Annotated in this window: 10 protein-coding genes, 2 tRNA genes and 1 pseudogene; 7 read left to right on the top strand and 6 right to left on the bottom strand. The window is 67.6% G+C overall.

Annotation, left to right across the window (positions count from 1 at the left end):
- From purU to MJ777_RS17425, 4 genes and pseudogenes are all read left to right on the top strand, one after another.
- Positions 1 to 118 (top strand): annotated as a pseudogene (purU, locus tag MJ777_RS23195) (formyltetrahydrofolate deformylase); the annotation flags it as partial.
- 788 nt (positions 119 to 906) lie between these two features.
- Positions 907 to 2,100, top strand: a complete 1,194-nt coding sequence (locus tag MJ777_RS17435; protein ID WP_239377176.1) for a cytochrome P450 — start codon at positions 907 to 909, stop codon at positions 2,098 to 2,100.
- Positions 2,101 to 2,264: 164 nt separating this feature from the next.
- Positions 2,265 to 3,752 carry an aldehyde dehydrogenase family protein gene (locus tag MJ777_RS17430; RefSeq protein WP_239377175.1) on the top strand — a complete coding sequence of 496 codons (1,488 nt, stop codon included), beginning with the start codon at positions 2,265 to 2,267 and terminating at the stop codon, positions 3,750 to 3,752.
- A gap of 359 nt (positions 3,753 to 4,111) precedes the next feature.
- The gene (locus MJ777_RS17425; RefSeq protein ID WP_239377174.1) at positions 4,112 to 6,442 is read left to right on the top strand and encodes a TIR domain-containing protein; all 2,331 of its coding nucleotides are present in this window, start codon (positions 4,112 to 4,114) and stop codon (positions 6,440 to 6,442) included.
- Between the two features lie 202 nt (positions 6,443 to 6,644).
- Here MJ777_RS17425 and MJ777_RS17420 read toward each other — a convergent pair whose 3' ends face one another.
- The 6 genes from MJ777_RS17420 to MJ777_RS17395 form a co-directional block, all read right to left on the bottom strand.
- A complete protein-coding gene (locus MJ777_RS17420) occupies positions 6,645 to 7,826 on the bottom strand; it encodes a pyridoxal phosphate-dependent aminotransferase (RefSeq protein ID WP_370651738.1) in 1,182 nt (393 codons plus the stop codon).
- A gap of 271 nt (positions 7,827 to 8,097) precedes the next feature.
- Positions 8,098 to 8,886, bottom strand: a complete 789-nt coding sequence (locus MJ777_RS17415) for a YqjF family protein (protein ID WP_239377172.1) — start codon at positions 8,884 to 8,886, stop codon at positions 8,098 to 8,100.
- A gap of 71 nt (positions 8,887 to 8,957) precedes the next feature.
- The gene (locus MJ777_RS17410; protein ID WP_239377171.1) at positions 8,958 to 9,809 is read right to left on the bottom strand and encodes an acyl-CoA thioesterase domain-containing protein; all 852 of its coding nucleotides are present in this window, start codon (positions 9,807 to 9,809) and stop codon (positions 8,958 to 8,960) included.
- Between the two features lie 436 nt (positions 9,810 to 10,245).
- Positions 10,246 to 11,391 carry a glycerophosphodiester phosphodiesterase gene (locus tag MJ777_RS17405; protein ID WP_305039424.1) on the bottom strand — a complete coding sequence of 382 codons (1,146 nt, stop codon included), beginning with the start codon at positions 11,389 to 11,391 and terminating at the stop codon, positions 10,246 to 10,248.
- Positions 11,392 to 11,675: 284 nt separating this feature from the next.
- Entirely contained in the window at positions 11,676 to 12,323 is a 648-nt protein-coding gene (locus MJ777_RS17400) for a DUF4232 domain-containing protein (RefSeq protein ID WP_239377169.1), read from the bottom strand.
- A 211-nt stretch (positions 12,324 to 12,534) separates the two neighbouring features.
- The gene (locus MJ777_RS17395; RefSeq protein ID WP_239377168.1) at positions 12,535 to 14,070 is read right to left on the bottom strand and encodes an MFS transporter; all 1,536 of its coding nucleotides are present in this window, start codon (positions 14,068 to 14,070) and stop codon (positions 12,535 to 12,537) included.
- 467 nt (positions 14,071 to 14,537) lie between these two features.
- Here MJ777_RS17395 and MJ777_RS17390 point away from each other — a divergent pair.
- The 3 genes from MJ777_RS17390 to MJ777_RS17380 form a co-directional block, all read left to right on the top strand.
- Positions 14,538 to 14,612, top strand: a tRNA-Asp gene (locus tag MJ777_RS17390).
- A 79-nt stretch (positions 14,613 to 14,691) separates the two neighbouring features.
- Positions 14,692 to 14,768, top strand: a tRNA-Phe gene (locus MJ777_RS17385).
- Between the two features lie 511 nt (positions 14,769 to 15,279).
- The coding region (locus tag MJ777_RS17380) for a TIR domain-containing protein (protein WP_239377167.1) at positions 15,280 to 16,296 on the top strand (1,017 nt) is incomplete at its 3' end.

Here is a 16,296-nt window from a genome sequence, read left to right as displayed (position 1 = left end):
CCGGCTCGCCGCCGTAGGCCGCGACATCGAAGCGCAGGTACTCGCCCGAGCCGTGCGCTGGCACGCTGAGCACCGCATCCTGCTCAACGGCGGCCGAACCGTCGTCTTCGCGGCCTGACCGCCCCTGCCTGCCGGCTCCGTCCAGCGGCAACCGGAATCCACGGCGCCCGCGGGAACGGAGGGCCAGCCAGCGCCGTACCACCTCCGCCAACACGCCACGCGGCCGGAGCAGTCCGCTGCCTCCCGCGGCCCGGACAGTGAGGAGCTGGGCACGGGCGCTCGCTGCCGGGCCGGAGAACAGAAAGATCCACAACGGAGATCAGCTGAGAGCGGCGAACGCGCCAGCGCCAGTCACATCCACAAGATCCTTAATTAGATATCAACGATACCTTGACGCGAACCTCCCAGCCAGGCAGTGTGACCCACGCGATATTCATCAATCTATTTACACCAGTTGGCATGCGGTGCCCAACGGCCAATCAGCCGCCGGGCACCGCGAGAGAGATCAAGGCTGATGCGAGTGACGGTAGACCCGGGTCGATGCCGGGGACACGCTCCGCGTGTCCCCCGACGCTTCGGCCCTATCCGGCTTAGAGCGCCCGGCAATAGGGGACGCGGCGTCACGGGGCTGGGGCACGCACCTCGCGTCGTTGTCGTCAGTCGCCACCCAACACCAGGGTGGCTCCCTCCTCCGCCTCGCGCCGCACGCACCCCAGCCCCGCTCCTTGATCCACACCCCTGTTGCCGGGCGCTCCTACCGGTCACGTCTCGACACGCGGAGCCCGCCAGCAGAGCAGGAGCCCGGATTGGCCCGGCCAGCCGTGGAGAACCGTCCCAAGCAGGCCACCGACCTGGCGGGCTGATCGCCTTGCTGGAAAACCATGAACCTGGAGATCAGGAACGGACATGACTGCCGAGGCCATCATCCCGCCGCTTTTCTGTGCGGCCCACCTGCTGGGCTCGTGGGACGAGCGCCATCCCCAACAGGCGTTCGGCGAGCTGGCCGGGCAGGATACGCCGAGCCGCCCGGACGGCACCCTCGTCATCGCCCGCCGCGAGGAGATGACGGAGTTCCTCCGTCACCCGGCGGTGCGCGCCACCGATGGGACGCACTACAACATGGGCGCCCAGCGCCCACTGATCCCGTTGGACCTCGACGGCGACGCGCACCGCACCTACCGCAAACTGCTGGATCCGTTGTTCGCTCCAAAACAGGTCGCGCGGCTGGAGGCGACCATACGAGCACGAACAAACGCCCTGATCGACATGTTCGTGGACACGGGTGAGGCCGAGCTGCTGACGAGCCTGTGCGCGCCGCTGCCCACGCATATCTTCATCGACCTCCTCGGTCTCCCCACCGACGACCTTCCGATCTTCCTGGACTTCAAGGAAGCGGTCGTCCGGCCACAGGGCAGCACCGCGGAGGAACAGCAGGCGCACATGCGCGCGGCGGGCGAACGCATGTACGACTACCTCACGCGCGTCCTCGCCGAGCACCGCGCCGAGCCCCCACGGGACGACCTGATCGGCGCCTTCCTGACGGCCAGCGTGGACGGCGCGCGACTGTCCGACCAGGAAATCATCGATATCTGCTATCTACTTGTGATCGCAGGCCTGGACACGGTCACCTGCTCACTGTCGTGCATGCTCGCCTGGTTCGCTGAGCACCCTGCCGAACGCCACCGGGTGCTGACAGACCCGATGCTGCTCGGCAAGGCGATCGAGGAACTGATGCGCTTCGAGTCACCGGTACCGCTCGGGCATCGGTGGGTGACCGAGGACATCGAGGTCCACGGCCGCCGGTTCCCGGCCGGCTCCAAGGTCGAGGTGGTCTGGGCGGCGGCGAACCTCGACCCGGCCGCGTTCCCCGACCCGATGACCGTCGAGTTCGAACGCCCGCACAACGCGCACGTCGGTTTCGCGGCCGGCCCGCATCGCTGCCTCGGCTCCAATCTCGCCCGCCTCGAGCTGCGCGTCGCGCTCGAGGAGTTCCACCGGCGCATTCCCGAATACACGATCGCTCCTGGAAAGGAAGTGCTGTACACGAACTACGGTGTACGCGCCGCGATTCATTTACCGATCACCTTCCCGGTCGCCTGAACGGCCCCGGCACCCGTTCAGCGCTCCTTCTCATACGAGCAGGCCCGGCGGCTACGAGCAGGCCCGGCGGCGCCGCGCCCTTGGCGCCGGGCGCTCTCAAGCAGCGGTTTTTTCATCTCTGTCCGCGGTGCGATATCGGATCCGCCTGTCATCTGGAGGAAGATGTGACACTCGACGTAGTACCCGAGGGCCGGCTGTACATCGATGGGGAGTTCCGCGAGGCGATCGCCGGCGGGCGCTTCGACGTCCTGAGCCCGAGCGACGAGTCGGTCGTCGGCACGGCGGCCGACGGGCAGGCCGAAGATGTCGCCGCCGCGGTCACCGCGGCCCGACGGGCCGCGGACGAGACCCTGTGGGCCACCGACCATGCGTTCCGCGAGCGGGTCCTGCGCCAGTTGCAGGATGCGCTACGCAAGGAAGCGGCCGTTGCCAAACAGATCCAGATCGCCGAAGCCGGCACCCCGACGTCCAACATCGGCGCCCACATCGACGTGATGACCGATGACATGTCGTACTTCAACGATCTCATCGGGCGCTTCCCGTGGGAACGCGACTTCGGCGTGCACCAGGGCGTTGGCCTGCCGAGCAACCGTCTTGTCCGGTACGAGCCGTATGGCGTGGTCGGGGCGATCACACCGTGGAACGCGCCGTTCATGACCGACATCTGGAAGATCCAACACGCGCTGGCCACCGGCAACACCATCGTGCTCAAGACCGCTCCGGACACACCGCTGACAGGGGCCTTCATCGCGAAGATCGCACACGAGCACACCGACCTGCCGCCGGGCGTGCTGAACGTGATCAGCTCGCACGACAAAGCCGTGGCAGGAGAGGCACTGACCGGCGACCCGCGGGTGGACATGTACCACTTCACCGGATCACCAGCCGTCGGCCAGCGCATCTACGAACGTGCGGCGGTCGGCATCCGCAAGGTCTGCCTGGAGCTCGGCGGAAAGTCCGCGAACATCATCCTCGACGACGCCGATCTGGCCGTCGCGCTGCCGATGACAGTCGGGATGTGCATGGCCAACAGCGGGCAGGGGTGTGCGCTCGCGACCCGGCTGGTCGTACACGCCTCCCGGTACGACGAGGTGCTGGAGGCAGTGACCACCGCCATCGGAGCGCTGCCGTGGGGCGACCCGACCGACCCGGCGAACATTGTCGGGCCGATCATCAACGGTGCGCAGCTGGCGCGGATCGAGGGGCTCGTGGAACGGGCCCGGGCCGCGGGCGCGCGGGTGCCGGTCGGCGGGCGTCGCGGCGCTTCACCGACCGGCGGCAGGGGCTTCTGGTACGAGCCGACCGTCGTCGCTGACGTGCACGAGGACGCTGAGATCGCCCAGTACGAGGTGTTCGGGCCGGTCCTGACCGTGGTGCGGTACGACGGCGACGACGATGAGGCGGTCCGGGTCGCCAACAACTCCCGCTACGGGCTCTCGTCGTACATCCAGACGCAGGACCCGGAGCGTGCCCTGCGTCTCGCGAAGCGCATGAAGGCCGGGACCGTCAACATCGGACCATCGTTCTACCTGTCACCGGACACACCGTTTGGCGGATACGGCATCAGCGGTGTCGGGCGCGAGCACGGCGAGGACGGCTTCCGCGAATATCTGCAGGCCAAGACCATCGCGACCCCAGGGACGCCGATGTGAAACGAGCACCGGCTTCGCGATGCGGCCGGGCCAGCCGTCCCCGGCGGGGATAATTTTCCCGGTCAGCCGGGCATGTGCATCAAAATGATCATTTCATGTTGATGCACATGCCCGGCAACAGAAAGCGCGGCGTCGCGGGGCTGGGGCACGCACCTATTTAGAGCGCCCGGCCCCGCTGGCTCGCCGACGCCGCCATCACCGCCATAACCACCCCTCCCGACCAGCCAGGCACCATGTCAGGACACGGCGTCGGCGGCCACCACTACGGTTGTTAATCTCCGTGTATCGCCAGGCGTACTGTGTCGAGAACGGTCGCGGTGAGTGGCCAGATCAAGGACGGAGTGACAGGAGCAGGCGCTGTGTCCGATACGGGGGGTCCGATCGGGAGTCCAGTCGAGGTTCCGGACAGGGAGCCGGCCCGCGCGGCGCGGCGCGGCGAATCGGCCCGGGACCCCGTTGAGGCTCCGGACGGAGAGCCGGCACCGCCGTTGGACTTCTTCGTGTCGTACACCCGTGCCGACCAGGGCTGGGCCGAATGGGTGGGCTGGCAGTTGGAGAAGGCCAGCTATCGGGTGCTGCTCCAGGCCTGGGACTTCGTGCCCGGGACGAACTGGGCGGTCCAGATGCAGCACGGCGTTGCCAACACGCGGCGGACCATCGCTCTGCTCTCCCACGCCTACCTGAAATCCGTATACGGGCAGACGGAATGGCAGGCCGCCCAAGCCGCCGACCCGCTCGGCTTCGAGCGCAAGCTCCTGCCGATCCGGCTGGAGGAGTGCCCCCGCCCGGGGCTGCTCAACACGATCGTCAGCATCGAGCTGTTCCGACACAGCACCGATGAGGATGCCGCCCGTCAACACCTACTCGACGAGATCAGTCACGCGCTGAACGGACGGGCGAAACCCGCGGCAACGCCACGCTTCCCCGGCGGCCGGCCGGCGCCAGCCTTCCCTCCCACGTCCACGGTAAGCAGGCACGACGACCCTGCGGTCGAGCGCGATCCCGCCGCCGGTCTCCCCACCACGTCCGTGGCAAGCACGCCGGTCCCGCCTACCCGTGAGGAACCCACCACCCGGACGCGAGGGGCCGTCTCCAGCCGGACCCTCGGCCGGCCGCTCGTCCTCCTTGCCGGCACGGTTGTGCTGGTGCTCGTCGCCATCGCCGTCGCCGGTATCGTCCTCGCCGCCAGTACCGCTCGGAACGGGACTCCGCACGCGACCAACGGCTGTGACGGCACAGGTGCGGCCGTGCGGGTGGTCCGGGCGCAGGATGATGAGTGCATCGGTTACAGCGATAACGCAAGCCAGCTCTTCGGCGCGGACCCGCATCTCCAGGCCGCGGAACGGGCGGTCTTCCGGGCGAACCAGTGCGCTGACATGCTGCGGGGGAATTTCCCGCTCCGGCCGTTCGTCAGCGTGGTCTACCTGGCCGCTCTCACACCGGACCCGCAACGCCTCGATTTCCTCGATTTAGACTCCCGGCCGCGCACCGACGAACTGGCTGGCATCCTGCTGCAACAGATACGGCAGAATGGTGATTTCACGGACACATCGTGCTCGCCGACCGCAAGCGGGCGCGAACCGATCCTACGGGTGATCATCGCCAACGGCGGTAGGAACATGCGGCAGGTAAAGACTGTCACAAGCAACATCATCGACCTGGCCCGCAAGGACCCACAGCAGGTCAGCGCCGTGATCGGTATGGACCGCAGCACCGACGAGACCGCACAGGCGATCGCCGAGTTCGGCAACGCGGGCCTTCCCGTAGTGGCCCCGACACTCTCCGGTGACGGCCTTGAGCAGACGTCCCCACTGTATTTTCAGATGGTGCCACCGAACGCGCAGGAGGCCCAAATGATCGCCGCCTACGCCGCATACATGAAGAAGACCAGGGTCAGTGTCTACTACCCACAGAGCGCCGCCAAAGGCGATGATCTGTATATTCGAACTCTCGTCGCAGATCTACACGAAGAACTCGACAAAAAAAAGATCGACTTCGAGGATGCCGGCTGGGAAGGCCCGACGTTCCAGAAGCAACCCGACGCTCCGACGGCCTGCACGGGCACAGTCAATGAAATGATCTTCTTTGCTGGCCGGGCCGGGGACTTCGGTGATTTCCTGCGCGCCATGCGGACGAACTGCCCGGCAGGCCCGCAACTGGTGCCGATCGTGGCGGATGACGCTGTCCACCGGTACGTCGTGCAGTCCCCGGCCGCGGACAACGCACCAACAGGGACAATCATCTCCTTCGTCTCCGAGAATGCTCTCATCGAGCTCACCCAGCAGAAGTGCTTTCAGGGTGTGCTGGACAAGACCAGCGCCAGCAACCAGGCGCAGCTGGACCTGTGCGGCCCCAAGGGCCTGGCGGTGCTCTACCCGGAACACCTGCAGCAGCCGCGGGAGCTGTGGCCCGGCGAGTGGGCGGTCTTCGGCTACGACACCGCCGGGATCATCGTGCTCGCGGCGCGGACCGTGTCCTCTGACCAGCGCCAGCCGACCGCGACGTCAATCGCCCAGGAGCTACAGCGCACGCGGTACAACGGCGCGACCGGCATCACGGACTTCACCACGTCGCGCGTGGCCACGAGCAAAAAGGAAGTGATTCTCACCATCGAGCTGGGCACGGGTGCGCTCCCCACCTGCGTCTACGCCATGGAGAACGGTTCCCCACGGGAAGACTGCCGCTCCTGACCCCGTCCGGGCCCGAAGCAGCGAGCCTTGATTTCCGGAGTTGCTCTATTTCACATGACTTCATACGGCGTTGGACAGCGCGCGGCCGGCGAGCCGCGCCAGATCGATCGGCCTACGCCAGATCGATGAGGTGCGCGGGCAGCGGCGGGCTGCCCCACGGAGCGCCCCGAGCGGGAAACCGTCCGGGTGAGCGCCTTCGTTCTCAGTTTCCGGCGACGGCCAACGTGGCGAGGCGGGTGATGGCCTCGTCAAGCACGCCGTCACGCTTGCAGAAGGCGAAACGGATCAGGTGCCGGCCGGCGTCGATGTCATCGTAGAAAACCTGCGTGGGTACGGCCACCACGCCGCAGCGAAACGGCAGCGACTGGCAGAACTCCATCCCGTCCGCAGCACCGAGCGGCCGGATGTCAGCGGTGACGAAGTACGTTCCCCACGGCCGCAGCGGGTCGAACCCCGCCTGCGCCAACCCGGCGCACAGCCGGTCCCGCTTGTCCCCGAGCTGCCCGCGCAAACCGTCGTAATAAGCGTCAGGCAACCCGAGCGCCAGCGCGACGGCCGGCTGAAACGGACCCGCGTTGACGAACGTGAGGAACTGCTTGACCCGCAGCACCGCCGAGATCAGAGGTACCGGGCCACAGACCCAGCCGACCTTCCAGCCGGTGCAGGAAAAGGTCTTCCCAGCCGAGGAGATCTGCAGGGTACGCTCGCGCATCCCGGGCAGGCCCGCCAGCGGGAGGTGCTCGCCGTCAAAGACCAGGTGTTCGTACACCTCATCGCAGACCGCGACCACGTTGTGCTCCGCACACAGCGAGGCGATCAGTCCGAGCTCGTCGCGGTCGAAGACCTTGCCGGTCGGGTTGTGCGGCGAGTTGAGTAGCAGCAGCCGGGTACGCGGACCAAAAGCCAGCCGCAGTTCGTCCGGGTCGAAGCCGTATCCGCCGCGGTGGGGCCGCAGCGTCACGGGCCGCCGGACAGCGCCAGCGAGAGCGATCGAGGCAGCGTACGAGTCGTAGTACGGCTCAAAGCACACGACTTCGTCGCCAGCCTCACACAGCGCCAGGATGGACGCGGTGATCGCCTCGGTCGCGCCAGCGGTGACCAGCACCTCGCCGTCCGGGTCATAGGCCAGCCGCCAGAAGCGACGCTGGTGGCCCGCGATGGCTGCCCGCAGCTCGGGTATTCCCGGCCCCGGCGGGTACTGGTTGCGTCCGCCGCGCAGGGCCTCCACAGCGGCGTCAAGCATCTCGACCGGACCGTCGGTATCCGGAAACCCCTGGCCGAGGTTGATTGCGCCGGTGCGCACGGCGAGGGCGGACATCTCGGCGAAAACAGTCGTGCCGAACGGCCGCATACGCCGCACCAGCGGATCATCGTCCAGGCTCATGGCTGAGGTTTCGCTGGCTGAGGTTCCGCGATGGCCGTCCTCAGGAAAATCGCGGACCACAACGGTCGTCATGCATGCATGATGCACGCCCAGGGATCGGCTGACCAACCCGCCGAACATCCGCACCGTGCCATAACCAGCGCGTCGAGATGCTCCTCGCGGGTCCCGGCCACGGCCTGACGCCGCACTCGGCAACAGAAAAGTGGATCAATGAGCGGGGGTTGATGTGCATGCCCCAGCCCCGCGATACCGCTCCCTTGTTGCCGAGCGCTTATTGCCGAGCGCTCTCAAGCGCGGGTACGGACTGGTAGCGCTCGGGACGGCCGATACGGACATCGACCCCCGGGGAGTAGTGCACCAGGGGCTCGTCCCGCGGCTGGGGGAGGCCAGCCGCGGCAACCAGCCTGTCCTCAATGGCCACAGCCTGGGCCCGGTACAGGGGCCATGGTTCGTGCCACGCCCGTGCGAAGCGGCGCCGAGTACCGGCCGCGCTGAACAACATCCACCGGGCGGTTAGGAAGTGATCCCGTTCGTCGAGGTGACCGGGAGCGACCGGCTCACCGATCCGGATCTTCACGCGGCTGGCGGCTCGCGGACCGGGCCACCAGCGTGCGCAGCCGTAGGCGATCTCGTCCGCGGTCTCGAGCAGCCGCATCGACGACCAGAAGTAGGGCAGGCGGTAGGTGGTACGAGCGACGGCCACCGCACCGAGCCGGGCGGCGTCCAGGGAGAAGAACCAGATCCCCCGTCGACCTTCATGGTCATAAACATAGGTGCGGACGTTGGTCTCGCAGAAGGTCGACGCCCACGGTGCTCCGTGTCCGGCGGCTGTCGCGACCCGCATGAAAAACGGCACCAGACCGACCCAGGCCGCCCCGTCGTAGGTGTCGATCAGCAGCCCCCGCGGCAGGAGGCGTTGTACCACAGCCGGATCAAACGGCCAGTGCACGAAGGTCAGCCGCTCCCAGCGCTGCCGCATGATCGGTCGGTCCACCGTGAAGGGGCACGACCCGCCAAGCCCGGCTGCCCGCTCCCCGGCATGTGGGTCATCGCCGGACATCTCCCCATGATGCACCACGGCCGGCCGCGGCCCGGCGCCCCCACGGCGGCCGGCTCGATATTTCTCCGCCTTCAGCCACCGGCCGCGAGACGGAACAGGCCCACCGTGGTGAACAGCGCCCTGGGCGTACCACCGCCATCGAGAACCTGCCCACGGCCATGGACCCGCTCGGCCCCCGCATAGGGCACTTCCGTGCGCACCACGTACCAGTCGCGTACGTCGATGTCCTCGAAGAAGGTGACGGTCTGTGCCACGATCAGGCTGGTGTACGGCCTGTCCGCCGCGCTGTGGTCGGCGATGAACAGTGGCAGCGTCGTGGGCTCGCACGCGTACGCCACCAATGCCCGCCACAGGGTGGCGTCGGCCGGGACGCTTCTCACCCGCATCCACAGCTCGTGGTCCTGCCATGTGCCACCGGCCGCGAGCCGCGTCTCCCATGGAAGAAGGGCCACCGCGACGGGGGTCGTGTCCGGTGGGTCCGGTCGCGGCCGGCCCGGCGTGGTGGCCGGCACCGGGCTGGGCTCGTCCGCGGTGAGCAGTACCTGTGCCCTGCAGATCAGCTCCGGTCCCTGCCGGAACGCCAGGGACACCGAGGCGAACGTGCGTCCCCGCTGGAGCTGTTCGACATGGGCCTCCAGCGTCCCTTCCCATGTCCCGGAGCGGACGAACAACGTCTGCAGGGACTGGACCCGCTTCCCCGGGTACAGACGCTCGGCCAGGGCAACCTGTTGGCCGAGCAGCTGAGCGCCCAGTATCCCTCCGTGCGCACTGGGTAGGTTTCGCAGCGGAACGGGTGCGCCGCTGAGCGCGGTGACCGGCGACTGGACGTCCAGCACATCGAGCACGTCCTCGAGCACCTGCGCTCGGGTGACCCGCGACCGGCCGTACGGCGCCGCCTCGATCGGTCCCACCGTCGGATTCAAGGGTTCCTCCCGTTGCCAGGCGCATCCCGAACATGCCCCGTGCGCCTTAGAGCGCCCGGCAATAGGGGACGCGGCGTCGCGGGGCCAGAGCACGCACCTCGCCGCGTTGTCGTCAGTCGCCACCCAACACCAGGGTGGCTCCCTCCTCCGCCTCGCGCCGCACGCACCCCAGCCCCGCTCCTTGATCCACGCCCCTATTGCCGGGCGCTCTTAGTTCTACTGACAGGGGCGCCATGGAGGTAGCTGATGTGACGAATTCACACATCGAGGCAAAATGATCAAATGCTGTAACGACCCTGGTCAGCGCCTTCAGCGCCGACGGACAAGTGCCGGGGACCGGAGGCCCGCGGCACCTCATGACGCGCCGCCGCGGACCCGCGGTCTTGTGTCAGCCAGTGCCAACCGCTCCCAACCGGTATGCCGGTGTCAGCCGCTGTCAGCCAGCGCCGGCGGTCCTTGCGAACGCCTCGTCCCGGGCGATGACCCCGATATCCGCCTGGTCGGTGAAAAGCCCGTCGATGCCGGCCTTCAGATAGGTCACCTGCTCGTCGATCGCCCGGCCGAAGTCGTTGGGGCTGGTGCCCCGCCGGTAGTCCACCGGCAGGAAGGTGTTCTCCGCCCGGAAGGTGTACGGGTGCAGCACCAGCCCCGCCGCGTGCGCGTCGGCGACCAGCGAGGTCGGCGTGCCCAGCGTGCCGTCCGCGGCCCGGGGGATGATCTGCACCTTGTCCGGCCCGATCCCGTCCGCGTAGGTTGCTATCTGCCGCAGCCCGGCCGGTGTCGACAGGTCCGCATACGTCCGCGGGTCACCGGCGTCGATCAGGTCGAACGGGGCGCCGGCCGCGCTGAGCAACTGTACCGAGGCGGTGTGCAGGCCGAGCCTGCGCAGCTCGCGCAGGCTTCCCGTCTCGAAGGACTGGACGAACACCGGGGCGTTGCGACGGTTCAGGCCGTACCGGCGCAGAGTGTCCACAAGCCGCTGCTCGAGCGGCAGACCGGCCTTTCGGAAGTAGGTCGGATGCTTGGTCTCCGGGTAGACACCGAGTTCGCGGCCGAGCTCGCGGGACAGCCGCTCGCGCAGCTCCAGCAGTTCGGTGAACATCGGGATCTCGAATCGACCGTCGTACATCGTGTTCTCCTGCCGGACGACCGGCAGCCGCTCCTTGGCACGCAGCGTCTTCAGCTCGGCCAGCGTGAAGTCCTCGGTGAACCAGCCGGTGACCGGCACACCATCCAACACCTTGGTCGCTCTGCGGGCGGCAAACTCCGGATGATCAGCAACATCGGTGGTACCGCCGATCTCCGGCTCGTGCCGGCAAACCAGGACCCCGTCCTTGGTAGGTACGAGGTCAGGCTCCATGAAGTCGGCGCCGATCCGGGCGGCCAGCTCGTAGGAAGCCAGGGTGTGCTCTGGGCGGTAGCCCGAGGCGCCACGGTGCCCGATGACCAGCGTCGGCCGGCGCCGGTGGCCACCGAAGTCGGCGACCGGCACGCTCGCCGAGGCGCTCGAAGCCGTTGAGACAACGGTGGTGGCGGCAAGGGGAACTGCGGCAATACCCGCGATCACGGTCCGGCGGTCCACGAATCCTCCAGCGCGTTGACGGCGACCCTCGCCGACGGCACGCGCCACCCAGCGAACCGCTGGGAGAAAACGGGCGAACAGCTCACGCGTTACCCGTCGCCATCGGCCAGCCATCGAGCTGGTAAACTCACTGACCTGATTATTCACGAACCCGATCAACGGTGTTTCCAGCGCTATACCGCCGAACACGCGGACACCGGCGGATGAAGGCGGCCAGATTTCATCCGGCACCGAACTTTCTCACCGGCACTTTTTCGCCGGACGCTTTCTCAGCTGGTACTTTCTCACCGGGTGAGCGCGGAGATCTGGAGCTGATGGACGGCGGGGCTCGCGCATACCGTCTCCGGCACGCCAACCGGTAGCGGTAATGCCGTCCGGTTGGCTGGTGGGTAGATACGCAGAGCGACGGCCTCGGCGGTCTGGTTCGGCTCGTCACAGCCGGCTTGTATACCGGTACGGATCATTATCAGGAGGCTGGCCGCATGCTGCCCGGGCAGCAACATGATCGCCGTACCGGGGCCGCCGGTGCGGTCCGCCGCAGCGCCGAGCTGACGGCCACCCGCATCGACGTACGACACGCCGGGGAAGCCTCCGAGCACGCAGGATGCCGCGCCCGCGTTGGTCAAAATGATCTGCTTATAGCTGTGACCTGCGCTGCTATCCAGATTCACGGCACTCACCCGTAGGTTCGCGGTCAGGCAGCCGTCCCCCGGGCTGTCCTGCGCGGCGCCAGCGGCCGGCTCGGGCGTCGCGCCAGGCGAGGATGCGGCCTGACTTGCCGGGGAGACAAGGTCACCCAGCGCCGGTCCCGCCGTCACGCCACCCGTGCCACCGGATGCGCGGGTGTCACCCGCGCATCCGGCGCTGACCAGGGCAAACATCACCGCAAGCATCGCGGCAGCCACTATGCAGGGTTTGCGCCTGGTATCCATACAGTGTCTATCCATACAAGTATGTATCCGATGTCCATACCGGGGACGTGCGGAAATGGACATATTACCAGCGTCTCACCAGGGGCGGGCGCCCCTGGGGCAGATTCCGGTAAGAATCCGATAAAATGCCGGAACTCAGTGGTCGGGTAACAGCCGGGGTTTTCAGCCGGCCCCGTATGACGGGGAACGTTCTCCCCCGGGCCAGAATGGATCAGCCTGGTCTGGACACGGGGCCGGGCGCCACGCTGGTCGGCGTCTCGCCAGTCGACGCCCCACCGGCAGTACCCGAATCGGTTCGGTCAGCGACGTCAGCCGGGCCGCCCCCACGGCCCAACGGCGGCAGAGCGAGCGCGGCCAAAGCTCCCAGCAGCGCGAGTACCGCGGCGGCCTCGAGCGCGCGGCCATACCCCGCAACCAGCGCGGAGGCCGCTGCCTGGCCTTCGTTCCGCAACGAGCGGGTGTGGTTGGCCGCCAGCGTTACCAGCGCGGCGAGGCCGATCGAACCGCCCACCTGCCGAGTCGTGTTGACCACGCCTGAAGCGAGGCCCGCATCGCTTCGAGCGACACCGGTCGTAGCCGCGAGGGTGATCGGCGTGACGGCCACGCCCAGGCCCAAGGCGGTCAGGATGCTGGGAAGCATCAGGTCGTGGATATACGAACCGGTCACGGGGATCTGCCCCAGCCAGAACAGCCCCAGCGAGGAGATAAGCCCACCGGCGGCCACCAGCGTCCGCACACCGAATCGTGCGATCACCCGGGAGCCGACCTGTGCCCCGACGATGATTGTGAACGTCTGCGGCAGGAACACCAGGCCCGCGACGAGCGGTGAGTAGCCGAGCGAATTCTGTACATAGAGGGAAAGGAAATACCAACTCGGAAAAATGGCCATAGAAATGCAGAACATGGCGGCATTGGCCGCCGAGACGGAGCGAGACCGAAAAAGCCGCAGCGGCACAAGCGGCGCCTTCACCCGACTCTCGTAGAGCATGAAAACGGCGAGCAGGACCACCCCTACCAGAATGGGAGCCAACGCTGATACCGACCCCCAGCCATGGGTGTCAGTGTCCACGAGCCCCCACACGAACGCGGTGAGCCCGCCGGTGACGAGCACAGCGCCGACGAAGTCCATCCGGCGCGGCGCATCCTCGTTACGCGTCTCGGTGAGCAGCAGCCGGGCCACGATCAGGCCCACCGCGCCGATCGGGACGTTGACGAACAGGATCCAGCGCCAGGAGATGAGGTCGGTGAGGATGCCACCGGCGAGAGCCCCGGCCGCGCCACCGGCCCCGGCGACGGCGCTCCAGGCGCCCAACGCGCGGGCCCGGACGGCCGGCCCACGGAATGTCGTGGTAATGATCGTAAGCGTCGCCGGTGAGAGAACGGCACCGCCGAGCCCCTGCGCGGCCCGGGCCGCGATAAGCATCCCCTGGCTCTGCGCAAAGCCGCCGACCAGCGACGCCCCAGTAAACAGGCCCAGCCCGAGCAGGAAAAGCCGCCGCTGGCCGAACAGGTCCGCAGCCCGCCCGCCCAACAACAGGAAGCCAGCGAAGACGATCGTGTAGGAGTTCACCACCCACTGCAGACCGGTTTCACTGAAATCAAGATCATGACGAATCGACGGCAGCGCGACGTTAACGATCGAAACATCGAGAATCACCATGAACTGGCCCAGGCAGGCGACCGCGAGGATCGCCCAGGATGGAACCGCCCGGGTGCCGGGGTGCGACCTCACGGTCAGTGTGTCCACGCCTGGCGGCAACTCCGTTACCCCGCAAACCATTCCTGCGTTGGCGCGAGGGACGATCGTCCGCCTGGTCCGCACTGGCGTCCTCTTGCCGATTACCGGGCCCGCCGTCCACTGTCCGTCTCCGCCCTCCGCCGGTCACGTCCACCTCAGACGTGGACGTGACCGGATGGATCCGCCCGCGAGCCTCCCGGCGGACATCCGAGCCACGGACGGGACAGGCTGCGGCGCCAGCCCTCATGCGCGCGCCCACCGCACCGTAGCCAGAGCAGAACAGCCGCCGTGGACAGGGAAGTGAGTCGATCAGCTGCCCGCACCCGACCACCGGATCCGGGCGGCCCCATCATCCTGTATGCTGCTGTTCAGCTCCTGAGTGAAGCTCCTGCCAGCATGACGGGAGGGGCAAACCTCGGGGTTGGGCCCAGAACATCGCAAGCGGGTTCGTGATACAACTGAACAGCACACAGCATGGTCCCGTGGTGAAGCCTGGAGTTCACGCCGCCCTGTCAAGGCGGAGGTCGCGGGTTCGAATCCCGTCGGGACCGCGCTCACACCACAGCGTGATACTGCTCTCGTCGGCTGGGGTGATCTGATCCTGTCATCAGTGACAGGATGGCAGCATCGGGGCAGGTAGCTCAGTCGGTACGAGCGTCCGCCTGAAAAGCGGAAGGTCGGCGGTTCGACCCCGCCCCTGCCCACCACCTCTGACCAGCCAGAGCACTGCCCATCCATGATCTCAGCGGGCAGTGTGGTCTCAGCCCTGGTTTCAGTTGTAGCAACGCTGCGGCAGCCCCCGTCGGCACCAAGCCTCAGCGCCACCCTCGTCCCACCATCAAGAAATGATGGAATCTGGCGTCGTCGACGTCCGGAGTGGTGGCTGCACCGCCCACCGAGGGGCTCCCGCGTGCGTCGCCGGAGTCTTCATGTCGTCACGACGACATTCCCGTCAACTGAGACGGGCCAACCGAAGATCGCCGCCAACGATCGTCCCTGTTTCCCGGGGCGACCTCCGTCCACCCGGCGGGCCGCGACACACGCATCGGGCCGGCGCCCCGCTCGGCGCCTCGGAGCGTCGCGGCCTGCTCCCCTCGACAGACCCCACCGGAAAGCGCAGTGCCGACTGCTCCGGCCGCGCTCCGCCGTGGGCACGAACCAGCCTGCCTTACCGCATAAATGATCTCACCGGTGAGTGGTGCACAATGTAGTCCACACATGTTCAGGAGCATCATCACCGAACGGAAGGTGAACCGGGGGGTGGAGGACCGGCCGGACGGCGACCCAGCGGCATTCCTCAGCTACGCGCACGCCGACGACACCTACGCCAGCGGCCAGATCACCGCGTTCCGGCAGCAGTTAGAAGGCGAGCTGCGGGCACAGGTCGGCCACGACCTCCACATCTTCCAGGACCGCGACGACATCACCTGGGGGCAGGCGTGGAAGGAACGGGTCGACGACTCCCTCGACGCGGCCACCTTCATCATTCCCATCGTCACCCCGCGCTTCCTGGCCAGCGACCAGTGTCGGCGGGAACTGGTCCGCTTCCTCGAGCGGGAGCAGCGGCTGGGCCGCACCGACCTGGTCCTCCCGGTCTACTGGATCGAGGTGCCGGACCTGGAACGGCGCGGCTCACGCGCCACCGACGACTTGGTCGCCGCGTTGTCCGCTCGCCAGTACGCCGACTGGCGGGAGCTGCGGTTCACGGCGCTGTCCGACCTGGCATGTCGCCGGTTGATCGCCGATCTGGCCCGCAGGCTCCGCGACACCCTCGTCCCGCCGACCCACATCGTCGACCCGCGGGGCCGGGGGGATGTCACCACGGTGGCCGCTGCCGTGGCCGCCGCTCACCCTGGGGATCGGATCCTGGTCCGCCCCGGGGTGTATGAGGGGCCGGTCGTGCTCGACAAGCCGGTCGAGCTGGTCGGCGAGGGGCCACCCAACGAGATCACCCTTGTTGCCGCTGATGGCAGCGTGGTGACCTCCACCGCCCCGTATGGGGTCGTCCGCGGGCTGACCCTGCGGGTAACCGGGCCACCCCGAGAGCCGGAGGAAGCCCCAGTGGTCGACGTCCACGCGGGTCGGCTGCTGATCACCGACTGTGATATCAGTGGCAGCGCCACCGGGGTGGCCGTCCACGGCATCGCCGCCCCGCACGTCCGCCGCTGCCGCATCCACCACACATCCGGCCCCGGCGTGTGGGTGTATGACAACGGAGCGGGGGTATTCGAGGAT

Source organism: Protofrankia sp. Cj5, assembly GCF_917627405.1.
Lineage (GTDB): Bacteria > Actinomycetota > Actinomycetes > Frankiales > Frankiaceae > Protofrankia.
The sequence above is the reverse complement of the archived record's forward strand: the minus strand, read 5'-3'. Positions and strand labels throughout refer to the sequence as shown.

Bases quoted from the DNA above. Each gene is read 5' to 3' on its own strand.
- MJ777_RS17415 (WP_239377172.1), bottom strand. From the start codon at position 8,886: ATGTCCGGCGATGACCCACATGCCGGGGAGCGGGCAGCCGGGCTTGGC.
- MJ777_RS17435 (WP_239377176.1), top strand. From the start codon at position 907: ATGACTGCCGAGGCCATCATCCCGCCGCTTTTCTGTGCGGCCCACCTG.
- MJ777_RS17420 (WP_370651738.1), bottom strand. From the start codon at position 7,826: ATGAGCCTGGACGATGATCCGCTGGTGCGGCGTATGCGGCCGTTCGGC.
- MJ777_RS17400 (WP_239377169.1), bottom strand. From the start codon at position 12,323: ATGGATACCAGGCGCAAACCCTGCATAGTGGCTGCCGCGATGCTTGCG.